21 protein-coding genes and 1 pseudogene are annotated in these 23,124 nt (G+C 43.9%); 4 read left to right on the forward strand and 18 right to left on the reverse strand.

Annotated elements, in window-relative coordinates; genetic code table 11:
- Nucleotide 1: 1 nt before the first annotated feature.
- The gene (locus ABEW73_RS08065) at nucleotides 2–1,453 is read left to right on the forward strand and encodes a cytochrome P450 (protein WP_430163950.1); all 1,452 of its coding nucleotides are present in this window, start codon (nucleotides 2–4) and stop codon (nucleotides 1,451–1,453) included.
- Between the two features lie 163 nt (nucleotides 1,454–1,616).
- Entirely contained in the window at nucleotides 1,617–4,007 is a 2,391-nt protein-coding gene (locus ABEW73_RS08070) for a fibronectin type III domain-containing protein (RefSeq protein WP_430163952.1), read from the forward strand.
- Nucleotides 4,008–5,072: 1,065 nt separating this feature from the next.
- Here the strand turns inward: ABEW73_RS08070 and ABEW73_RS08075 are convergent.
- From ABEW73_RS08075 to ABEW73_RS08100, 6 genes are all read right to left on the reverse strand, one after another.
- The gene (locus ABEW73_RS08075; RefSeq protein ID WP_430163957.1) at nucleotides 5,073–6,536 is read right to left on the reverse strand and encodes a chitinase; all 1,464 of its coding nucleotides are present in this window, start codon (nucleotides 6,534–6,536) and stop codon (nucleotides 5,073–5,075) included.
- A gap of 821 nt (nucleotides 6,537–7,357) precedes the next feature.
- Nucleotides 7,358–7,966, reverse strand: a complete 609-nt coding sequence (locus ABEW73_RS08080; protein ID WP_430163959.1) for a YdcF family protein — start codon at nucleotides 7,964–7,966, stop codon at nucleotides 7,358–7,360.
- The gene (locus tag ABEW73_RS08085) at nucleotides 7,960–8,529 is read right to left on the reverse strand and encodes a hypothetical protein (protein WP_430163962.1); all 570 of its coding nucleotides are present in this window, start codon (nucleotides 8,527–8,529) and stop codon (nucleotides 7,960–7,962) included. The genes ABEW73_RS08080 and ABEW73_RS08085 overlap by 7 nt, the downstream gene beginning before the upstream one ends.
- A gap of 30 nt (nucleotides 8,530–8,559) precedes the next feature.
- Nucleotides 8,560–8,982, reverse strand: a complete 423-nt coding sequence (locus ABEW73_RS08090) for a hypothetical protein (RefSeq protein ID WP_430163965.1) — start codon at nucleotides 8,980–8,982, stop codon at nucleotides 8,560–8,562.
- A gap of 55 nt (nucleotides 8,983–9,037) precedes the next feature.
- The gene (locus tag ABEW73_RS08095) at nucleotides 9,038–9,610 is read right to left on the reverse strand and encodes an AAA family ATPase (RefSeq protein ID WP_430163968.1); all 573 of its coding nucleotides are present in this window, start codon (nucleotides 9,608–9,610) and stop codon (nucleotides 9,038–9,040) included.
- 307 nt (nucleotides 9,611–9,917) lie between these two features.
- Complete coding sequence (locus ABEW73_RS08100) at nucleotides 9,918–10,502, reverse strand: DUF3267 domain-containing protein (RefSeq protein WP_430163971.1); 585 nt, start codon at nucleotides 10,500–10,502, stop codon at nucleotides 9,918–9,920.
- Nucleotides 10,503–10,841: 339 nt separating this feature from the next.
- Here ABEW73_RS08100 and ABEW73_RS08105 point away from each other — a divergent pair, with 339 nt between their 5' ends.
- Nucleotides 10,842–13,106 carry a PQQ-dependent sugar dehydrogenase gene (locus ABEW73_RS08105; protein ID WP_430163974.1) on the forward strand — a complete coding sequence of 755 codons (2,265 nt, stop codon included), beginning with the start codon at nucleotides 10,842–10,844 and terminating at the stop codon, nucleotides 13,104–13,106.
- Nucleotides 13,107–13,206: 100 nt separating this feature from the next.
- On the opposite strand, the gene ABEW73_RS08110 is transcribed toward ABEW73_RS08105, so the two are convergent.
- Together ABEW73_RS08110 and ABEW73_RS08115 are read right to left on the reverse strand one after the other, a co-directional pair.
- Nucleotides 13,207–14,970, reverse strand: coding sequence for a SulP family inorganic anion transporter (locus tag ABEW73_RS08110; RefSeq protein ID WP_430163977.1), 1,764 nt, complete (start codon nucleotides 14,968–14,970; stop codon nucleotides 13,207–13,209).
- Nucleotides 14,971–15,138: 168 nt separating this feature from the next.
- Entirely contained in the window at nucleotides 15,139–15,474 is a 336-nt protein-coding gene (locus ABEW73_RS08115; RefSeq protein ID WP_076321867.1) for an ArsR/SmtB family transcription factor, read from the reverse strand.
- 191 nt (nucleotides 15,475–15,665) lie between these two features.
- On the opposite strand from ABEW73_RS08115, the gene ABEW73_RS08120 reads away from it, so the two are divergent.
- Nucleotides 15,666–16,304, forward strand: coding sequence for a hypothetical protein (locus ABEW73_RS08120; RefSeq protein WP_430163980.1), 639 nt, complete (start codon nucleotides 15,666–15,668; stop codon nucleotides 16,302–16,304).
- A gap of 159 nt (nucleotides 16,305–16,463) precedes the next feature.
- Here the strand turns inward: ABEW73_RS08120 and ABEW73_RS08125 are convergent.
- The 10 genes and pseudogenes from ABEW73_RS08125 to ABEW73_RS08170 all read right to left on the reverse strand — a co-directional run bounded on the left by ABEW73_RS08125 (nucleotide 16,464) and on the right by ABEW73_RS08170 (nucleotide 23,076).
- Nucleotides 16,464–16,987: pseudogene (locus ABEW73_RS08125) on the reverse strand (GNAT family N-acetyltransferase).
- 157 nt (nucleotides 16,988–17,144) lie between these two features.
- On the reverse strand, nucleotides 17,145–17,639 hold the full coding sequence (locus ABEW73_RS08130) for a GNAT family N-acetyltransferase (RefSeq protein WP_430163982.1): 495 nt from the start codon (nucleotides 17,637–17,639) through the stop codon (nucleotides 17,145–17,147).
- An 85-nt stretch (nucleotides 17,640–17,724) separates the two neighbouring features.
- A complete protein-coding gene (locus ABEW73_RS08135; protein ID WP_430163984.1) occupies nucleotides 17,725–18,114 on the reverse strand; it encodes a GNAT family N-acetyltransferase in 390 nt (129 codons plus the stop codon).
- Nucleotides 18,027–18,596: a GNAT family N-acetyltransferase gene (locus ABEW73_RS08140; RefSeq protein ID WP_430163986.1), complete on the reverse strand. Its 570-nt coding sequence runs from the start codon at nucleotides 18,594–18,596 to the stop codon at nucleotides 18,027–18,029. Before ABEW73_RS08140 ends, ABEW73_RS08135 begins: the two co-directional genes overlap by 88 nt.
- A gap of 64 nt (nucleotides 18,597–18,660) precedes the next feature.
- On the reverse strand, nucleotides 18,661–19,122 hold the full coding sequence (locus tag ABEW73_RS08145; protein WP_430163988.1) for an 8-oxo-dGTP diphosphatase: 462 nt from the start codon (nucleotides 19,120–19,122) through the stop codon (nucleotides 18,661–18,663).
- A 384-nt stretch (nucleotides 19,123–19,506) separates the two neighbouring features.
- Entirely contained in the window at nucleotides 19,507–20,109 is a 603-nt protein-coding gene (locus tag ABEW73_RS08150; protein ID WP_430163990.1) for a GNAT family N-acetyltransferase, read from the reverse strand.
- Between the two features lie 222 nt (nucleotides 20,110–20,331).
- Complete coding sequence (locus ABEW73_RS08155; protein WP_430163993.1) at nucleotides 20,332–21,150, reverse strand: SPL family radical SAM protein; 819 nt, start codon at nucleotides 21,148–21,150, stop codon at nucleotides 20,332–20,334.
- 88 nt (nucleotides 21,151–21,238) lie between these two features.
- Nucleotides 21,239–21,952 (reverse strand): 2OG-Fe(II) oxygenase, encoded by a 714-nt coding sequence (locus ABEW73_RS08160; protein WP_430163995.1) that lies wholly within the window; start codon nucleotides 21,950–21,952, stop codon nucleotides 21,239–21,241.
- Entirely contained in the window at nucleotides 21,945–22,493 is a 549-nt protein-coding gene (locus tag ABEW73_RS08165) for a methylated-DNA--[protein]-cysteine S-methyltransferase (RefSeq protein ID WP_430163998.1), read from the reverse strand. The genes ABEW73_RS08160 and ABEW73_RS08165 overlap by 8 nt, the downstream gene beginning before the upstream one ends.
- Nucleotides 22,465–23,076, reverse strand: a complete 612-nt coding sequence (locus ABEW73_RS08170; protein WP_430164001.1) for a bifunctional transcriptional activator/DNA repair enzyme AdaA — start codon at nucleotides 23,074–23,076, stop codon at nucleotides 22,465–22,467. The genes ABEW73_RS08165 and ABEW73_RS08170 overlap by 29 nt, the downstream gene beginning before the upstream one ends.
- Between the last annotated feature and the right edge of the window lie 48 nt (nucleotides 23,077–23,124).

Here is a 23,124-nt window from a genome sequence, read left to right on the forward strand (position 1 = left end):
TATGAAATATATGAATGATTTAATTACAAAATATAAAAAAGGAAGTGTGATTATGAACCGTATACCAGGACCCGATTCCGCTCTTGGCTGGAGGATCAATATGTTTCATTTCTTCCGCAGTCCGTTCGCATTTCAGCACAAGTTATATGAAAAGTATGGTAAGATCGCTGCCCTCGGGAAAAGCCACAATCCTTCATCAGTCTTTGCGTTTGGACCCGAACTGAATCGTCAAATCCTATCCAATCCAAACTTTTTCGAGATGAGCACGGCTCTTGTTAAAATACCCAAAGATACCGTAATGGGGGATTTATTCTATCATAATCTGCTATTGATGAGCGGTGAAAAGCACAAACAGCACCGTCGCCTGATACAGCCCGCCTTTCTGCATGGTCAAATTGAAAAATACGGCCAGGATATGACATGCATAACGGAACAATTGGCAGACGAATGGAGAGGACGTACCCGAATTGACATCAACACTGAAATGAAAAAGTTAACGCAGCGCATCGCCCTTAAGACGTTATTCGGTGTTCATAATACTGAAATGATGGACTCAATGGGGATGCTAATCAATCGGTTTACGAAGTCTTTCTTGCTTACCACCCTCGCTCCCATTCATCTTCCTTTCACTCCATATCATCGCTCTCTTCGTATTGCACAACAGCTTAATACACAAATCCGGTCCATGATTCATGAGAAGCGGCAAGAGACTAATGCAACGGATGTGCTAGCCGCACTGATTAGAGGACATGATGAGGATGGCTCAACATTAACGGATGAGGAATTAGTCGGGCATGCATTCTCAATCTATGCAGCTGGTCACGAAACAACGGCAAATGCTTTGACTTGGGCATTTTTTCTACTGATCCAGCACCCGGATATATATGCAAACTTGATGGAAGAATTAAACGCCGTGCTGGGTGGAAGCCCTCCAACACATGAGAAACTAGGCCGACTCCCCCTACTGGATTATGTCGTCAAAGAGAGTTTGCGTTTACTTCCTCCAGCAAGTATCGGTACCCGTATTACGGCCGTCCCTTGCGAGTTGGATGGCTTCGCTCTTCCAGAAGGGACAAATATATTTTTCAGCCAATTCATTACCCATCGTCTTCCACAGCTTTACGAGAGTCCGAATGAATTCAAGCCGCAGCGCTGGGAGACGATTAAACCATCTGCATTCGAATTCTTACCTTTCAGTGCAGGACCCCATATGTGTATTGGCTGGCATTTCGCCATGCAAGAACTTAAGATTGTCCTTGCTGTTCTTCTTCAGCGTTATCATTTTTCATTAGTGCGTCATGCCAAAATCACCCCAAATCTAATGATGCGGCCCGTTCACGGTATGCCTATGTTTATAAGCCAGGAACATGGTGATTTTGAACGAGTTGACGTACGCGGCACCATTCATCGACTGATCCAATATGGAGACGAACATGCCCCAATTCCAAAATAATAACCTGCCACGCGCCTAACATCGGTTCTAATCGATTGTTTTCGTAATATTAAAAAGTAAGCGCTTCCTATTTGCGCAAATATATACTCTTAGGATAAGCAAGCCATTGTAACTGCCGTAGAGTCCATTAGGTTTACATCAAACTGACAAGGATGTGACTACGATGATGCTTTCACATTTACGTAGGTGCGGGCTTTTGTTTCTGGCGGCAGTGTTCATCTCTGCAATCTGGGTTCCACTCCCCCATGCCAAGGCAGCAGCGTTAATTACAATCGATTCCCATCAGGATGGGCAAACGCTTCACCCAGGTGTGTCTGAGTTATTCGGGACCTACAATGGTGTGTATGAGCTTCAACTCATCGTAGACGGAGAATTTGTAACGGATGTTCAGATGGATGATCCCAATGGCGATGACAGCGGGACCTGGTCCTACAAGCTCGACACGAGTCAATTGGACGGTTCAGTCGAAATGGTGCTGAAAGCAAATGACGCGGTTACACGTTACGGCATCTGGTCTCCTTGGATTCACCTGAACATCGATAATCCCGCAGCTCATACTCCAGAAGTGGAGATTACCAGCCCTATTGAGTATACTTTGCAGCGCAACAAAATGGATATTAATATATCCGCAGCAGGTAAAAATCCGATATCACTTGTTGAGCTCCGCATCGATGGTGGAGAATGGCTGCAGGTACCCCATGCCAAAAACGGCTATAAATATACATTCGATTCGCGTCAATCCCCGCTACGGGTACACAGCCTGGAAGCCAGAGCAACCGATTCTTATGGCAATATAGGCTATAGCCTAACGGTCTATGCAAGAACAGGGGGGCAGCCCCCGGTGAACCAAGGTAAAAATCCCGCGACGGTTACAGATGCCGTTTATACGGATCTCATCCACCCAACTCCCGTTAACGTAATAGATGAAGTATACAATCCATCAGCTACGAACCCTGAAACGGTAACCAGCAACACTTATAACTCAGAACCGCTGACGGATCAAGATCGTGCGATCTGGATCTGGGAAAATGCCTCCTACCCTCTCGTTCTGAATCCGAACTCCCGCGTTGTCCTCTCGTCCATGGCAAAGGATACCTCAACCTTTAATCAGCGTCCGATTACGACCCTTTATTTGGCTGTAGGTCAATATGACGGAACCAAAATGCTGGAGGATCATCGTAGTAAGGTCCAACAATTCATCGAGTGGGCACACGCCGAGGGTTTTCGGGTTCAAGCGTTGATCGCCGGTGGTACCACTCCACCTTACTTCGGAGCCTATAGTCGATATCAGACTCATGCCGTAAGGGAATTTGAGCAGATATTGAATTACAATTTGGCCTCGGGCGAGTCTGCACGTTTTGATGGCGTGAACTTGGATACTGAACCGTATATCCTGCCGGATTTCAAAACAGCAAAGCCTTCCGTCCAGATTCAGTACCTGGATATGCTGCAGCTGCTGATGGAACGTAAGCAGGCATCGGGACTCGCCTTGTCAGTCGGCGCAGCCATTCCAAGATGGTACGACACTTCGGCCGACGCCAGCAATATTACATGGAACGGAAAGACGAAATGGCTGTCTGAGCATATCCAGGACACGGCCGATTATATCTCGATTATGAATTATCGCGATCAGGCCGATGGCAGCGCAGGCATTATCGCGCAAGCGCTAAATGAGCTAGCCTATGCAAATGCGATCGGCAAGCCGAAGTCGGTCGTAATCGGAGTCGAGACAAAAGACATCGCGGATGGCGGGGATCCCGAAACCATCAGCTTCCATGAAGAAGGGCGAACTTATATGGAGCAGGAGTTAAACAAAGTTTACGACGCTTTTCTGAGCGATTCGGCGTTTGGAGGCATTGCTCTCCATCATTACTCCTCGATCGTTGATTTTCCAAGCGAATGGGGACCTGGCGGCTACACATGGCAGCCTCCTTCCGACCAAGAACCGCCAAGCACGGTTAGTGGGACAACTGCGGTCACGTTTGATTTTCAACGCATCAATATAACTTACAATATGGCGATGGATAACACGGCCGTGAATGCATATCGGATTTACCGCGGGACAGAAGCCGACTTTGAGATCGGACCCGCTACTTACGCCGGAACCTCTAAAGGACTTTCCTACAAAGACACCGGGCTGCTGCCAAGCACCACCTATTATTATAAAATCACGGCGGTCGATATCAGCGGCAATGAAGGAGCTCCCAGCGCGGCCGCTTCAGCAACAACGGTTCCGTCCGCCATGAAACCCATGGTCATTGATCAGATGACCATCACCTATTCTGCAGGTATCGCCAGAGTAACCATGCAGATGGTTGATATGGAAACCAGGCTGCCTGTTACAGCCAAGATCAGCGGACGATTCACCCATATGGCAGGCAAATATGTTAATGCCGTGACAAATGCGGAAGGCGTGTTCCAATCGCAGTCCGAGCTCATCCCCGTATCCCGAGGCGAGATCGGTTTCCTGCCGCGGCGCATTATGGCGGACTCCTATTACTGGGCCAGTGCTTATGACCAACTCCCATACCCGACGGTGATATGGGAGCCTTGAGTCTCATTTAGATTGTACGTTACAGTCGTATTTAGACAAGAAACGCCCAGGCCTCAGCCTGGGCGTATGTTGCTTCACTATTTTTGAAGGAATCGACATTCTCTCTATAGGATCGTATGGGAAATGATCGCACCTAATTAATAGCAATATCCGCATCAACAAAATGGTTGAGCCATGTAGGTCTTATCTGTACAGCTATTCCCGCTGATTAATATGATCATGCATGCACCTCCCGTAACAGCCATGTTTATGATAATGGTTATATAGGCTAATCAAAATACTTCTTATAGTTATCCAATTATTCTATTGGACTTACTTCATCTTCTTCCTTAAAAAACTCCTCGTCCGATTCAACTTGGTATACGAATTTAGAGCCGGTTTAAAAGGAAGCTCGAGAGAGGGCAGTCTCGGATATTGAACGAAAAATCGTACAAATGGGCTTGCCGTGGGCGGACAGGTCCAGCTTTTGTGCGAAATATCGTACAATTGGGCATACCGCAAGCAACCAGACTCAGCATTTGTGCGAAATATCGTACAAACGGGCGTGCCGTGGGCGGACAGCTCCAGCTTTTGTACGAAATATCGTACAATTGGGCATACCGCAAGCAACCAATCTCAGCATTTGTACGATATATCGTACAAACGGGCATACCGTGGGCGGACAGCTCCAGCTTTTGTGCGAAATATCGTACAATTGGGCTTGCTGTCAGCAACCAATCTCATGTTTTGTACGACAAATCGTATACATAACGTACCGTTAACACTCATACTCACCTTTTGTACAAAAATCGTACAAAATAGACACACCGCCGGCGGCAAGCCTCGAGTTTTGTTCGAAAAATCATACAAACGAGCGCACCACGAACGTCTAATTTCGGCAAAAAAACCAAACAGAAACCTCTCCATGTTAATGATGGTTTTATACCACCACATATCAAAGAGAGGTTTCCTTTTTGATAACTATAATCTACTTAATGGTCGACAGCCATCCACACAGCTCCGGACCACGCAACGTGCGCACAAGGAGCAGTACGCACGTTGTACTCATTGTACAGTATCCTTAAGTTAAGGCAGCGTGTTCAAGAATGGTCTCACTGTTTTGGCAAGAGTGTAATTCGTGGTCGCATCCCAGTTAATGGACCAAGTCATTGCTCCCCGTATATCAGGGTATTTAGCAACGGGCTTATAACTACCACAGCTGTTTCCAGTTGCTAGACAATTCAGGGCATTATTTACGACCGTTGGAGAAACATATCCGCCTCCAGCTGCTGAAGAGGTAGCAGGCACTCCCAATCCCAATTGGGAAGGTGATACCCACTGGAGCGTTAAGTCCGAAAGAGCCGTCAGGAAATCAACTGTGCCTTGGGAATAGCATTTTCCGTCACGACCTAGCATGCATCCAGAATTATAATATTGGACGTTAATTACGGTTGTAATATCCTTTAGATTGTTATAGAGCTGCATATAGGAGGTGTTTGGATTCTGCATGTCTATCGTTTGGGGAGCCATCGTCAGAACAAAATCATTTCCTACTTTTAGCTTCAGTTGACGGATCGCATTGGTTAAGTTAGGTACATTCATGCCATGCTCCAGATCAATGTCTATCCCATCAAGTCCAAATTGAGTGATGATTCCGTACATGCTGTTCACAAAATTCGCTACATTCGGGGAAGGATTATTCAAGTTAATGTTTCCCTGTTCCCCTCCAACGGATATAATGACCTTCTTGCCTTGAGCACGTTTAGCCTGAATATCCGCGATCAGTTCAGCATTTGTGTACCCACCAAGAGCAGCGGATAGCGCAGAATCTACAGTGAAAGTGACACCACCAGGGTTAGCAGGGTCCATCTCGGCAAACGCTAAAACAATGATGTCGTACTGATCCGGTATATCTCTCACTTTCAATTTGCTGGCACCATTGATAAAGTTCTGCCAGTACCCTGTCAATATATGCTTCGTCGGCTGGGGACCTCCGCCTGGTCCTTCTGAAGTTGTTGCATTCACGGTCGCACTTGCAGGAGAAAGATTCCCGGCAGCATCCTTAGCAATGACCTTAAAAGAATATGTCGTTTTCGGTGAAAGACCCGTTATTGTCGCTGTCGTACCGGTAACAGAAATGGCAAGGGATGTGCTTTGGTATACATCATATCCTGTCACGCCTACATTGTCCGTAGATGCTTGCCAGGATAATGTAACACTTGAAGTGGTGACTGCGCTTACAGTTACATTCGTAGGAGTTGTCGGAGCTACAGTATCATTACCTCCACCACCTTGAACAAACTGCCACAATGCAGGAACATTAGGCGGTTCCCACCCGGGTAATGAGGTATGAGATTGAATAGCTTTATACGCTTTCCCATCGTATGTCACGTTATCGTTTACGGCATAAGACACATTGGGTGCCCAAGCACCCCGTTCTGCTGCAGAAACCTCAAGGGGAAAAAAGTTCATAATCATAGACACGACGACCAATAAAGGCAACATCATCATTCTCGATTTGTCCAACACTCTGGATAAACCCTTTTTCATCCATTAATCCCTCCTCAATAATTGAAAATTAAGGTTAGCCCTATCTTGCATAAGACGACAAACATCACCTCCTTTATAAAATAGAATCCTTCTGTTACATTCTCTAAAACCAGATGATCCATTCACTTACTCAATTTTGATTCATTTACATATTTCGTAAGTTGATTTATATGTTAAAAATTTACTTTATATGTTAATGACTATCAATAGCCCGGAAGGATCAATTTGTGTATGCAAGAAGATTTCCAAGCAAGATGCGCCTGGGGTCTAGGCCTGGGTTGCTTCCCTATTTTGTAAGATAAAAATAACCGTCCTCCTTGAATTGTGTTCAGGAGAACGGCCGCTGTATGGTTAGTTTAGTCATGGGTCATGTTTCGGGATCTCTCGGATAGATTTCGCCGCTCCTGGCCTTCCAGAAATAACGGCATGAAGTGTGCTCGTAATATTCCTTGGATGTTTCCTCCATGAATCGCAGGGAATCTTCGGATACTTCGTCGGAACGCAGTGCTTGTTGAATTCATTGTATGCAAAAGTGATAAAAATTCAACTCTTCGTGAGGCAGCACTACGAATGCGGATCATGCTTCCGATCCCTGTTGCCCCCAGATTTCTCATTGTACTTCTCCAAGGTTGAAATCCGGGGGCAAAGGGGACCGCTCCGCTTCTCCAGCATGATTCCGCCTTCTCCGTTGGAGAATGGAAGACCTTTAAATGCGAATTATCGAGGAAGCAGCTTATTTATCAAACATGCTTCAATATAGTAGGTTCGAACCCTTTGTCACGGTTAAAGACTGGATATACTCAGCGAAATCCTGATAATTTTCAAATCTCAATATCCGCATCAACAAAATATCGGCCCCTTACCCCGCCAATCACTTTGTTAAGCTCACTCAGTACCCGCTTCTCTTCGATAGGATTGGTCCACCAATTGTCTCGCCTCCCTTGAGAACGATGATCCGGGCACCACACATACTCATACCAAGGAGGCATAAAGGTCCTGAGCATCAGATGGCATCGGCGCATATGACCAGGTGCACTAACGAGCAAGAGTCGCTGGATTCGTTCTAACCCCAATGCCCGATCAAGTACGGTTAGGGAGGCCATAATGTTTTCCTTCGTATGATTGGACATCATTTCAATAAAAATGGATTCTGCCGGAATTCCCATTTTTATTGCTTCATCCCGCATCATAACCGCCTCGGGTTGCTCCCACTCGCCAAACCGGTCTCCACCCGTAAATAATAGATAGGGGGCGCGTCCGCTTTTGTATAATTCAACCGCTTTCCATACTCGGTCCAGGTTTTTTCCGCCAAACACAAAGATACAATCTCCGAACTGCGTACCATCATCCACTTCCGTTTCCGCTCCGAACACCACCGTTGTGATCTGTTCTCTCGTTAATGTCTCCGGATTCATCTGTGAGATCAACAATAAGAACGCCTCCCGTTTCTCAAAGCTAGAATTCCAAAAAAAGACGAATCACACGATCGTCCCATACCTGCACCTATATATCGTTCTGGTCCTTGATCTCCATTTTTATTCCAATCCTGCGGCCAACCAAATTCGTCCACCAGCTGGAAGATTTCATTCTTTAAATAGAGCTTCCGTCTGTAAGGCTTGTCGTCTTTATAACGCATTGTAGGAAATAAGTCACCATACGTAAAACTAATCGTCTCGGGGTCAACATCATCGAGGGGAATCTTGACTTCCCTCCCGTTCTGATACCACTGCTTGATCCATTCACAAGGGCCATGTGTCATGTAATGTGGATATTTATTCATCGCCCTGCCACCCTTGGCTATGAATAGATCTCTTGCACACGACTCTACTTCACGTCGGATTACGATATAATCATCTGCACGTTGACTCGCAAACATATTTTTATTTTGTTGAAGTCTTCTCTGTACTTGCTGCGCTTCTTCTATGGATAGTGCGGATAAATTTCGAAAGGGTCCGGTTGCTGCATCATAATAATGATATAAGAATAATTCCATAACTCCTTCCTTTCCTTGATTACAGCGATACTATTTCGCTCGTAGATTTAAAACCCCCTCATGTTTCTCAGAAGTCTCTGAAGCGTCAAATGTCAGCCCGTCCATGGTCAGCTTACCCTGATTCCATTTTAATCTGGATACTTGTAGCTTTTGATCAGTTGACTGCACATTCATGGGATGATCAGGAATCTCCATCTCAATCTCATGATCATTTATGATTCTGACCTTGGATTTATGAGTAGAAATGACTGGAAGTCCACTTCCATATATCATATAGAGACCATACTTTTGATTATTTTCTTCATAAAAATACACACCCGTCCCTTTTGCATCCCACTCCCGATTTACAATGGTTGTCCATATTTCATATTCATTCTTCATCCATTGATTAACATGAAATAATAAAAACATGGATAGGACTACTGCAAGGACAAGTAATAATTGTTTTTTCATAGGCTACTCCATATTATTAAATAGGGCTCATCCTTTATATTTCACGACTTGTTATTTATCGATTTCCACTTTCGATTTTCTGCTTCTCACCCTCGATGTAGTCATATACTTTTGAAATCTCTTCTTCGTAGTTCTCTTTAATTTCAAAATAAGGGACAGCAGTAGCTAAACACTTTTCATGGAAAGCATCATGCTCCTGTATATAATCTGTAACCGTTCCTTCTTCAGGATACATCCGAGTTTCGATAGCATTTCGATGTTGAATGATGTTGGATTGGAAGTTTTGCTGAATATACGTGGTTGAGAACCCCAAGAATACTGGTATAATGTGCGCTGAGTAGGATGGCTCGATATCCTGAAGATGGTGAGGCAGGATGTAGCAGCCCTCAATGATTAGATTCTGATTATTCTCGATGTTCGTCTTGATGATCCCCTTGAGGATCGGCCATAATTTTTCACCGATAAACTCTGTTGAATCCAGGGGGGTGAAGCCACAGTTCATATCCGCTCTGTATAATCCCATTTTCAAATGGTCGATCGAAAGATATGGAACGTGATACCTCTCCAGCAATTGTTGAGCCATATAGGTCTTACCTGTGCAGCTATTCCCGCTGATTAGTATGATCATGTTCGCGACAGTCCTCCTTTAATGGCATAGGCATCAACTCTTTAGGCAAAAGTCAGCCCTTTGTGGGGTCGACCGTCATACTTGTCTCTTAATTTCAAAATTTTATCGTGAATATCCATGGGTGGGACAATTCCGAAGTCATACTCCAATGCAGCTTCACCTCGCTTTACAAGCTATTCTAAGCAGCACTTAGGCTGCAGTGTACATCTGGTCTGCTCATTCACATGCTTGACTATTTTCCCATGTAAATCGGTTGTTTGGTGAATCGGCCACGCTTTCAAACGGTCTCAAGCAGACCATTAAGATATTACTGCAAACGGTAGTAACCTCTACAAAATATACTATTCTTAGGTTTAATAAGAATTAAAAAAGAATTTATGATATCAGAAGATGATATGACCATGTTAAACCAACAAATATATAACATGAGTGATTTCATGAATCCGCTCATACCTATTGAAGCAAAAGCTGGAACTATAGACAACATCATAAGCGGAAGGCTCATGAATAACCAAAACCTCTTTTTAGATAGGGGAGTATCTGTATTAAGCCAAAAAAATATGCCGCTAAAAGTCAAACTTATATCACCAAGCTTATAGATAACTATAATGTGAAAGAACTCATGTATCACGAATATACATGCACTAAATAGGATTAATGTTATATAAAATACAACACTGCTCCTGGTACTAATGCTTACTTGATTGGTTGCCGTGATCAATTGTGAGATTAAATCATCGCCAAAAACAAGGCCAGGTGCTAATGCAATACATATCATTAACAAATATACAAACTTCATATAATGTGTTCGGAACCAAGGCTTTCGAATGAAAGGAATCCATGAAGAAAAATCAATATCTGTTGCAGGAAGATTTTTAAACCATAAAATCATGTGTTAATTTCGCTCCTTTTCCAATTGAACCGGTACCTCTTTGATTTACGACCAGGTAATGGACTATTTGAAGCTAAAAAACTCGCATTGACGAGGCACCTTCCATGATTATACATCTGTCCACAAGAAGGCGACAGCCAGAAATTACAGAAGAGATAACTTCTCTTCTCAGAAACATTACATTTGGATTTTATTCAAAAAAGGAAACCCTTTTTTATCCAAATGTGGTAAAGTAGAAGTCGAAAGTATAAGCGGTTTAATTTTTAAAAAAGGAGGATTTCATTATTTGTCAAAGCCTTTCCCTGTTGTCATTCCAAAAATTAAAAAGGAAGTGTCGCGATGATCACACGAAGCAAAATGATGGTCTTAAGTCTCTGCATTTGTATGTTGATCACATTATTTCCTACATCGGGCTTTGCTGAAGCAGAGGTTGAGGAAGAAACGGCAGCTGCTGCTGTGCCGAGTCCGTGGAAGCAACAAAATATCGGTTCACCGTCGGTGAAGGGCAATGCTTCTTATGATCCAACGGCTGATCAATTTTCCGTAAGCGGTGCGGGCAAGGACATCTGGGGCAAATCAGATCAGTTTAATTATGTGTACCAGCCCTGGACGGGAGACGGCGCCATTATCGCCCTTGTCTCTTCTCAAACCAATTCACACGAATTCGCGAAGGCCGGTATCATGATAAGGGAAACGCTGAATGCTGATTCCAAGCATGTCGATTTGCTGTTGACGCCTTCGAACGGGTTCACTTTCCAGTACCGGGCCGAAACAGGCGGAACTTCCCAAAGTGAGAAAATTGCATCGACCAGCCCGGCCTGGATAAAGCTAGAACGTAAAGGCAGCGTCATCAAAGGATATGTATCCAACAACGGTTTGAACTGGGGAGATTTAGGCAATGTGACTCTAAACATGAATGCCTCGTTGTATGTAGGATTGGCTGTCAGCAGCCATAATGAGTCTAAATTAAGCACGGCTATCTTTGACAAGGTGAAGGTAAATGCGTCAGGAGATGTATACCCGCCTACCGAACCGACCCACTTGCAAGCAACCAGTGTAACCGATACAACGGCAAGTATATCCTGGACGGCATCATTGGATGATGTTGGCGTTAAGGATTATGACGTTTATAAAGACGACGTATTGGCGCAAGCGAATGTGACGGATACGATCTACACCTTTACCGGTTTAACCCCGAATACCACATATAATTTCACAGTCAGGGCAAGAGATACAGCAGGGAATATTTCCAATGCCAGCAGTCCTCTCACCGTGAAAACGACGAACCAAACCGATACTCAGGCACCAACTGCCCCGACAGAACTTGAAAGCTCAAGCAAAACATCTTCATCAGTTCATTTGACCTGGACGGCATCGACAGATGACGTAGGCGTGTACGAGTACGATATTTATAGAAACGGCTCATTAGCAGGCAGCACGTCTGCCACATCTTTCAAGGTAACAGGACTTACGGCAAATACCACATACAGCTTCACCGTTAAAGCCAGGGATTTAGCAGGAAATATCTCTGAGGCTAGCCAAGCGTTATCGGTTAAAACGAACCCTGCCTCTTCCGATCCATATATACCAGAGGTTGTCGCTAACAACTTGGAAACGCCATGGGCTATCGATTTCGCACCGGATGGACGGATCTTCTTCACGGAACGCAACAGCGGCAGAGTTCGTGTCGTTGAGAACGGGAATTTGAAATCAACGCCGGTCATTACGCTCGGCTCCCCTTTTTATTATATGCCTAAGAGTGAAGGCGGCTTATTGGGACTAGCGCTTGACCCTAATTTTGCCACCAATCATTACATGTATATTTATCATTCCTACAAAACATCCGACAACAAAGTAGCCAACAGGGTTGTTCGTCTTAAAGAGAATAACAACAAAGCTACAATTGACAAGGTTCTGATCACTGATCTTCCTGGTGCAGTCTATCACAATGGCGGCCGCTTGAAGATAGGCCCGGACAACAAACTGTATTTCGGTGACGGCAACTACGGAAATAAAGATGATACTCTTTCTTACCTCGGAGGGAAGATATTCCGCCTTAATTTGGACGGCACCATTCCTGCCGACAATCCATTTGGCGCCTCTTCGCCGATTTATAGCCGTGGACACCGGAATCCTCAAGGATTAGCATGGCAGCCTGGAACGAACCGTCTCTTTGAATCGGAGCATGGTGAATCCTCCAAGGACGAAATCAACTTCATAGAACCCGGTAACAATTACGGCTGGCCTAAATATGAGGGCGGGAATCAGAATCAACCAGGCATTACACCTCCGCTTATTTATGCGAGTGGCACAACCTGGGCACCCTCCGGCATGACCTTTGTAACTCAAGGGCCATGGGCAGGCAATCTTCTTGTTACCAACCTTAAAGGCAAACAGATCATTCGCATGGTCATTGGAGAGCAGAACGGAAAGCCGACGATCAACAGTAGTGATCTTAATTATCTGTTTGTGAATAAATACGGCCGCATCCGCGACATTGTCGAAGCACCGGACGGTTCGCTTTATTTCGTTACCAGTAACAATGGCGATAAAAATGGTGACGGCACTCCGGATAAACTTGTTCGATTGCTTCCTAACTTCTAGCGAATTTGAATCATGTTAATAGCTATACAAACCAGCGCGTGCCGATGTCCCTTGGCACGCGCTGGTTTAAGTTATGCCTGAAACCACAGATCATTTACTATCATCGACTTGCTGTATCTATGCAACGAGCTCCTTGTATCACTTTCTTTTGGAGCTCCTTGTTCGATAATGCGGTACATTCCCGGAAAGCAAAATGTTTACATCCTAAACATTGGTTATGATCCAATTGGAATAATGCGTAATCAATCGCCTCACCCGTATGCCCAAAGAAGTGATCGGCCCCGATAAGATCAAACAAACCCGTTCTCTTCAATACTTCCATAGGCTGTGGTTGGACACCCGATATAAGAACCATCCCACCAAACTTCTTGAAGTGTTTAACTAAGCTGGCTAAATTGTGCTCCCCTGTCGTATCCATAAAGGGTACTTTCCCCATTCGTAGAAGTAAGACTTTAGGTCTTTGATGAATCGTATCCATGATCGACTTCTCGAACATGTTCGCAGCACCAAAAAAGAGCGGACCTTCAATTGTGTACATACCGATTTGGGGACAATCATGCCCCTCGGTTACCATGTGTGCCCTTACTTTTTCATGGTTATCCGCTGGATCGGGAAGCACTTTAGTTACTCTCAAAACGTCACTCATTCGTTTCACAAACAGAATGACGGCTAAGATTAATCCCACTTCAACAGCAGTCGTTAAATTCGTGAATACGGTTAGTAAAAATGTAATGATGAGTACAATGGAATCGCTCGTTTTGGTTTTCAAGACATGAGCAAATTCTTTCCGTTCGCTCATATTCCAAGCAACGAGCATCAGGATGGGAGCCATACTGGCAAGTGGAATCTCCGAAGCGTAAGGTGCAAATAAAATGAGGACCAAAAAAACAACAATACCATGTATAATTCCGGACATAGGCGAGACAGCACCGTTTTTGATATTGGTTGCTGTCCGTGCAATGGCACCCGTTGCTGGAATACCTCCAAATAGAGGTGTCACCATATTCGCGATGCCTTGCCCAATCAGTTCACGACTGCTATCATGACGACTGCCGGTCATGCCATCAGCTACAACTGCCGATAACAAAGACTCAATACCACCCAACATCGCGATGATAAAAGCGGGACGAATCAGCGTTTCAATACGGTCCCAAGTTATTTGCGGAAAATGGAATTGAGGTAATGTACTAGGAATTGCTCCGAACGACGATCCAATCGTTGCTACGTCTCCTTTGAAGAACACAGCCGCAACCAAACTGGATACGACAAGCCCCACTAAAGAACCCGGAACCTTCGGCATAATTCTTGGTGTAAGGAGAAGGACAACCAAACAAACCCCTGCTGTTATGACGCTGTAGATATTCGTGGTTGTCAGATGCATCACAATTTCCTTCATGTTGGGCAGAAAATTTTCATGTTTCTCGATACCACTTAGACCCAAAAAATTAGCAATTTGTCCGCTGAAGATAATCACTGCGATTCCAGCGGTAAATCCAATGGTTACCGGGCGAGGAATAAACTTAATCAACGCACCAAGTTTTAATAATCCCATTAAGACAAGGATGATGCCAGCCATGAATCCAGCAATCAGCAAATTTTCGTATCCATATTGAATTACTATTGCGAAAAGGATGGGGATGAATGCACCGGTCGGCCCCCCAATTTGAAATTTAGAGCCTCCGAGCAAAGAAATTAAAATACCGGCAACGATGGTTGTATAAATACCATACTCGGGTTTGACACCAGCAGCAATAGCAAACGCCATTCCTAATGGAATGGCGATAATACCAACAATCAGGCCTGAAATAAGATCTTTACGAAATGCGGATGCATGATATCCCTCAAATCTTCCCGTCCATTTCATCTGCTTTACCTTCTTTTTTTCATATATTTGATTATTTGAATATATGTGAGATGTTACTCCTGCAAATGAATAATGTCAATCGCTAAAATTGAACCTATTCCTCTATTCTATAAACGAAAAAAACAAGGTGCTCCTGAGTATTGCTCACGGATGCCCTTGTTTTTTTAGTTATGGTTCATTTCGGATGACCTCAAGCAAAGAAATCGCATCAACGAGATGATTATCGAATATCTGCTTTGTAACAGCTAGCAATTCTTTAATCAACGGGTCACGTAAGGAATAGATGACCGATGTTCCGTCTTTTAAGCCAGTAACTACATTTTTATTTCGTAATACTGACAATTGTTGAGAAACGGCTGAACCTTCTGAACCCAAAATACTTTGCAATTCGTTGACGTTTTTATCTCCTTCGCTCAGCACCTCAAGAATTCGAATTCTCATCGGATGAGCCAGCGCTTTAAAAAAATCGGCTTTAAACTGTTGAATATTTTGATTTTGGTTCATGGCTATACTCCCTTAGTGGCTAAACTTTTGAATATATGAATATAATAACACAACCGTATACCAAACATCGCGTAAAAAAAAATCGCCTGAGCATCGATTGTTATTTGGTTGCAACTATCGTATAATACTCTTTATATTCAAATTTTTGAATATTTGATTTTATACCATTAATAAATGAGGAGTGGATGCGAATGTCAGGCTTTATGGTTAATGATCCATCTCAACAAGATTTGCCATCCATTCACCCATCGACTTCGTTATTGAAAAAAGTGAGCAGGCAAGCTGTCATTGCGATTGGTATTCAGGCTCTGCATGAGGTCGGATCCGATCCTATTTGCAAAGTCTGCATTGCCAATGGAGGCTCTTGCTGTAATGGTTGCAGGCATCTTGCGGACGGAATTGGATGCCAGCAACGTAATACAAGTTGTACGGCATGGTTATGTGGGTTTCTTAAATTTTTGTTGTATGAAACAGGCCTGTTACGAGAATGGAATGACTTTTGGGACCAAGTACCGGGACAAGATTTTCGTGAGGATTTCACTCCAGAAGTTTTCTTCGTGGAAAAGTCGTTACATCTTCCGGACATTCGAAATCTTAGCGAAGCTTTGGCTGCGGATCTTCAGGAGTTAGCCAGAACTCACATTGCGATTGGGTTCATACTCACACTTCGGGAAAAAATAGATAAAAATATTGACCAATTGGAGTATTTTGAACATGATCCCAAAAAGCAAATCAGCCTAAAAAGAAGCATTAAAATGTTATCAGGTCCTTTTTATCGTTTTCAAAAAGAACTACATGATTATCGCCAAAAGCTTCAGAAGACTAAATAACAACATTGCCGGGTCCGACGGACTTAGCCAGAGCAGGTGGTCTGCCAGAATTTTTTTCTCGAAGTCTCTCCAGCAGACCACGGGCGCCAATCGGACCGCTGCCGTAAACGCATTGTTATGCAATGTCCTTGCCCATCTTCCAAAATGCTTCAATCTTTATCAATCTTCAAATTTGTTATACCAGAATACTGCTTTTTCATTAGCAGTCGAAAAATTTGAATAAAGCATATTATCAACTGCACCGATAACAAATTTATTCTTTGAGTAAAACCTACATGCTGTAATATTAACATCTTGAGTTTCGAGCATAAGACCGATAAGTTTATTCTCCTTTGCCCATTCAATTGCTTTCTCTAGTAGTATTTTTCCCAATCCCTTTGTTTCTCCAATTCTTTGCAACAGCGATATCTTCTAATAAAGCATAGCCATTCCAATGAGTATGAAGTTGTATCTGGCCTACACAATTATTGTCAACATAATAGAAGTAGACAGCTTTGTTTTCGTTATCTATATAACTGACGTCGATGTCTTCATTATCCCTTAGTATATTGTTCAGAGAATAGTTCTTCCGTGTAAGTCCAAATATCGTCTTCGTATTTAGGAATTATCCTTCCGAATACAATCAAGTCTTCATTAGACTTATTAAAATCCTCTATATTTTCATGTGTCATTTTAATAATCATAATCCCAAGTATCTCCTTAGATCGTTTACGTTTATTCAGATTTGCAAGGATTTCACATAACGTTTGGTATCTACGAACCCGAGCTTATCGGGGTCCCAGCAATCAGTTCCGACGGGCTTAGCCTCACAAGGTTGTCAGCACCTTTTCCGAATAACTTTCATAATCTTTGTATACTATAAACGGCTTGTTCGGCACCAAATCTTATAATTCTTTTCTCCATTATCATACCTACTTTCTCTAACAACTTGCATGATCTAATGTTTGCCGTTTGTGTTTCTGCTACTAACTTCTGTATTCCAAGTTCATTAAAAGCATATTCAATCAATCTACTAATAACCTCCGTTGCAAGACCACCCCCCCAATACTCTGGAAGGAACTGATACGACACTTCAATGTTTTCACCATCGTAATATTCGTCCAAAGATATCAAGCCGATAAATTCTTTGCTTTCTGACATTCTCACAATCCAATAACTTGAACTATCCTCATTAGATTTATTAATGATTTCGGAATATTTGATTCTCAGGGATTGTTCATCATCAGTTGTTCCGCCAAGGTAAGATCGAACATGCTCATTTATGTATAATCTCTTTACATTTTCATAATCACTTTCTTGAATTATAGAGAGTAAACATCGTTTTGTTGTTAACATGGAGAACCTCCACGGATCATCTTTTTAGTTTTTTAAAATCACGCTGATTCACATAACGTTTGGTGTTCCCGACATTCCAAATGCACTAATACATCTCGACGGGCGGTCTGCTCAATCGGCTATCCGGTCTATAATATTTAGTTACGATATGGTACAAGGATTTTTCCTTGAAGCCTAGACTCTCGTACAGCGTTTTCGCAGGATTGCCTTTGACGACCTCAAGCTTAACGATCTTTTCGCCACGATGCATCATCTCATTCAAAAGAAATGAAACGAAGGCTTTACCGTATCCACGAGATTGCATATCTGGCCGAACTGCGACCTGACGCAGCTCACAGCCGTCAATAACTCCACATGCCGCTATTACAAATCTGTTGTTTCTACCTTTCAAAAAATTATTCCGTTCCCATTCTGAAGGTGCAATATAATACGATGGGAGAATACCAACTCGTTCACGCATTTTGTAAAAAGCCATTTCGCGAATAACATCCACTCGGGATAATCATCATCTTCATACTGCCTAATAGGAAAATGACTTTCAGGAAGAATTTCTCCTTCACGCACCATGATATAAGAAGAATGAAGTATATGGTAACCGTTTTTACATACAAATTGCAGAGAAGATCGATCGCCGTCCATACATGCACCAATCGAACGTTCGACTGCCTCGTATTGATTAAGTAATTGTTCTGCGCTTTCAATAAGCTTGCTCCCGATGCCCTTTCCTCTATATTCCTTTCTTACAAAGATTGTCATCTCCGTTCCTCTCCCCTTAAAACCGCTAAAGGAGAGAAATCCCACGGTCATATTATTGTAATAAGCAACAAATATACCTTCAGGAAAATTGATTTCGGTCTCCCGAAACTTTTCCTTAAAGAATTCATCCCCAAACAACATGGCTTGGATAGAGGATATATCCCTTTCGGGTTTGTAGGGTTCTATTATTAGATTTTCCACCTTGATAATCCTTTCAATTTGTCATGTGAGTTGATGTAATTGCCATCTCCAAAATACCGTTAAATCATGTTTCCCTTACATGTACTTCTTTCTCTCCATCTTCCCAAACGACATGAATTTCGAATGTCCCATCTTGGAAAAAGTAAGGCATCCTTCTTCTGATAGATTGTTGCATAGGTAAATCTTCTAAATCTGAAATCTTCACCCACTCTGGTATACCTTCTGTGAAATCCGACAATAATTCTCCAGAAAAATCGTTTGTTAAGTAATTTAAAATAATGTGTCTATCATTGGCTTCTTCATTCACATACTCATAGATCCCTTTAAACCTCAGATTTTTAACAATAAGTCCTGTTTCTTCTTTTACTTCTCTGATCGCACCTTCAATTGGACTTTCAGGAAAATCCAATTTACCTCCAGGAGCAATATATCCCTTAAAATTATCATGGGTTCTATTAAGCATCAAAACCCTATCCCCATCTTGCACCATACATAGAGTCCATATCTTATAATTTATATCTTTCATAATTCACCTCATCGATATAACTTCTTCGCAAAAGCAAACGGATTGATCAGGTAATTTCGCAGTCTCAGCTACTCCATCTATGTATTCAATATCTCCTCTTGATCCGATAATTTCATATGCTATTCTTGGCATTTCCTGTTCAGGCTCTATTGCATAGATCTTCTGTACATTTCCGACAAAGTGTCGAGTAAGGAACCCCCGGTACCTGCGCCAATATCAGCAACAACTCCATGACTCGCATTTACCGAAACCGAGAATCTTAAGGTCACGAAGAGACCGGCTACGCTTGTATAGCTAACCTCACAGGTGTGGCCGCTGATCCCCCTTCCCCTGGATGCCTTCTGGCGGACCGAGGGTCGTCAGGCCCGACGCGTGAATTTTGTGTTAAATGATGTCAAAGCCTTCATCGAATGACTTACAGTTCTTCTCATCAATCTTTGCAAAAATAAATGTATCTCTTAACGTACTCCCATCAACAGATGTATCTTCATTTCTTAGTGTCCCTTCTAATGTAAATCCTAATCTTTCTGGAATTGATCTACTCTTATCATTCAATGTATCGCATCGGATTTCCACTCTGCGAGCTTTTAATACATTAAATGCAAAGTCAGAAATACCCTGTACTGCTTCAGTCATAAATCCTTGCCCACTTTGTCGACTGTCTATCCAGTATCCGATCTCAAATTTAGGTATATTCCAGTTAGGATTATGTAGACCTGAAGATCCAATATATTGGTTAGAATCTTTATGAAAGATTAAAAATCTAAGATCTTCTCTCTTTAAAAATTTCAAATAAGCCTCTCTTAAGTTAGCTTCAATTATTTCCTCTGATTGTTCTTTCTGTGCAAAAGGAAGCCATCTTCTTAATTCATTTAATGAAGCCATAATTGATTCATATACTATCTTTCCATCTCCAGGATATGGACTTCTAATCAGTAATCTATCAGTAAAAAATTGGCTTGGAAAATCTATTAATATCGGATTCAAAAAGTAGTCGCCCCTTTGTTTTTTATTGTTTGCATTGATTTCATATAACTCCGTACGCTCCACTACCGTCTGACTGGTTATTTTCGCCAATCATACCATAATCATCTAGCGCCGGACATGACAAAAAAGACCAGAAACGAACTCCTGCTCCTGGCCTAAACCTATCGTAATTTATCTAATCCATGGATCAAGCATCATCTTCTAAACTTGCCAACCTAAACCTTAAGGTTCAAAACCCTTCTGACTCACAAACAACTGCTCCTCCGGAAACTCCCTGCGAAATCGATCGTAGACCACCTGATAGGCAGCTGGATCGTACCATTCCTGCTCCCCAAGCTCCTCGTACAGAGCCTGAACCGGCAGTCTTTTCGTACGCTTCCCGCCACTGCCATCCCCCATAAAATAATCGTCGATGCACACGCGATTCACAAGCGGCCGCAGGATCTGTGGGAAAGCCTCCGTGCTCGGAAGCACGGGTGCGATTGCTGCCTGGGCAGGAATTCCTGCGTCCCTCAGGAGTGCGAGGGTTTTCAGTCTCGCTTGGATCGGCGGGGCTGACGGCGTAAAATGCTTGCGCATCTCATCACGGTCCGTCTCGACCGTCATGCTTACCCGCACGCGTTCTCCTAACTGTTGCAGCAGATCAATATCCCGCTGGACCAACGGACTGCGCGTCTGTACGAGCAGAAAATCCGGCGGTTCGCTGACCATCACCTCAAGCAAAACGCGAGTCACTTCTTCCTTGGCCTCAACCGGCTGGTAAGGATCGGTGCTGGAAGACATGAAAATCGTGACGGGTCCCTTGGACTTGGCACGCTTCAGTTCTTTACGCAGGATGGCAGCAGATTCGAGCTTAACGTCAACCCAGCTCCCCCATTCCTGATTGCGGAATATCGATACCGGCATTTGCCGGACATAGCAGTAAGAACAAGCGAAGGTGCAGCCCGTATACGGGTTCAAGGTATGGCTGTATCCATTCAGGAATCCTGTTCCTTTATTGAGCAGGGTCTTTGGCGTTTTATAGAGCACTTCTTGTTTCACCTCGGACACCCCATTTCTACACTTTCTTCTATTATACTATTTCTCTCCTCACAACCCGTAATGAACGAGTGAATACACATGCGCCCCTCTACTTTGCATCATGAAAAATAATCCCAAGGCTGTATCTGGTCCCCGACGTAATCGTGCTGACGCCATGACGGAGCGTGGTTCGGTAATACCCCCGCGTTCCTTCAACGGGACGATGATTGGTGGGAAAAATTAACCCCGCACCTTGTTCCAACGTGATGACATGTCCCCGGCTCTGTGCCCGCGGCCGCTGCTCGATGAGAAGGAACTCTCCTCCCGTGTAATCGACTTCCTTCTCATTCAGAACAAACACCACTTGAAACGGGAAAAATTCATCTCCGTACAAATCCTGATGCAAGCAATTATAGCCGCCCTCTTCATATTTCAAAATCAACGGCGTCGAACGCTTTTGCTCCTGCGCATGGCACATGCCAAGAAACTCATCCAAGCTCGCCGGATACCTCTCCTCATGTCCAAGCTGTGTCAGCCAGCGGTTAGCCGTCAGCGCAAGCTCAGGATAAAAGCCTTCCCGAAGCTGCTGCAGCGATTCTGGCAGCGGAGCTTGATAATACTTGTACTCTCCGAGCCCGAACCGGTGCCTAGCCATATTGATCGTGTTTCGAAACCGCTCTTCTTCCGAATATGTGTTGATAATCTCTGTACACTCTTCAGATAGCAGCAGCTTTGGTAGGACAGCATATCCCTGTTCATCCAAAGCTGCTTGTATCCCTGTCCAATCCAGGCCTGCTATGCGTTGCGGCAATGAATTAGGCATAATTCATCGTCTCCCTCATCCTGGCTCGCTCACCCTCAAGCTCCAGCAGCCGGGTCTTCATGGCAAGCCCCCCGCGATACCCCGTCAATGCACCGCTTTTGCCAATTACCCGATGACAAGGCACAGTTATCAGCAGCGGATTAGCCCCAATAGCTGCTCCTACAGCTCGAACAGCTGCCGGCTTTCCAATCTGATTGGCGATGTCAGAATACGTAAAAGTCTGCCCATACGGAATCTGGCACAGCGCATTCCATACCGCCACCTGAAAAGCGGTCCCCTTGTAATCCAAAGCCATCTCAAACCGATCACGCTTCCCTTGAAAATACTCCAGCATCTCGGTGGCATATGGCTGCATGGCTGCATCATTCTGCACGAGCTCACAGCCAGGGAATTTCGCTTGTACCCAGTCCTCCAACTCTGTAAAAGGTTTATCCTGTGATCCGACGTAACATAATCCCTGCTCCGTGGCCGCGATGTATACGCTCCAGTTATCATGACGCAGTTGAGTCCAGTTAATGGTAATCAAATGATTGGATTTCATGATCGTGCACCTCCGCACTCGTATTTTTTAAACATTGCCCGCGATAGTTAAGGGGGGTCATCCCCGTTTTCTTCTTAAACAGCGTGATAAAATAAGCCGTATTCTCCATGCCCACCTTATGGCCGATATCCGAGATCGCCAAGCTGGAATTCGTCAGGAGCTCTTTGGCCTTGCCAATCCGGTAATCCTGAATGTACTCCATCGGGGTCTGACCTTTGACACGCTTAAATATTCGGTGCAGATGGTACGGACTGCCGTGGCTCACATCGGCCAACACATCAAGCGAAAGATGATCGGTATAGTGTTGATCGATATACTCGGTGACGAGTTCAATCCATTCATGGTCCGGCAGGCGCTCTCCCGTCGGCTTGCACCTTTTGCATGGCCGGAAGCGCTCAGCTTTTGCTTCATCAGCCGATTGAAACACGCGCACATTTTCAAACTTCGGGGGTCTGGATTTACAGGATGGCCTGCAGAAGATCTTTGTTGTCTGCACCGCATAGAAAAACTTGCCGTCACTTTCCTTGTCGTTGTTGATAATGGCTTTCCACTGGGCTTCGGTCGGTTGTATTTGGTTTGCCACGTTTCCTCACCTCCGCTAACATTATAACCACAGGATAATCCTGTTGTA

This window comes from Paenibacillus lautus (assembly GCF_050482385.1).
Classification (GTDB): Bacteria; Bacillota; Bacilli; order Paenibacillales; family Paenibacillaceae; genus Paenibacillus_AQ; species Paenibacillus_AQ lautus_B.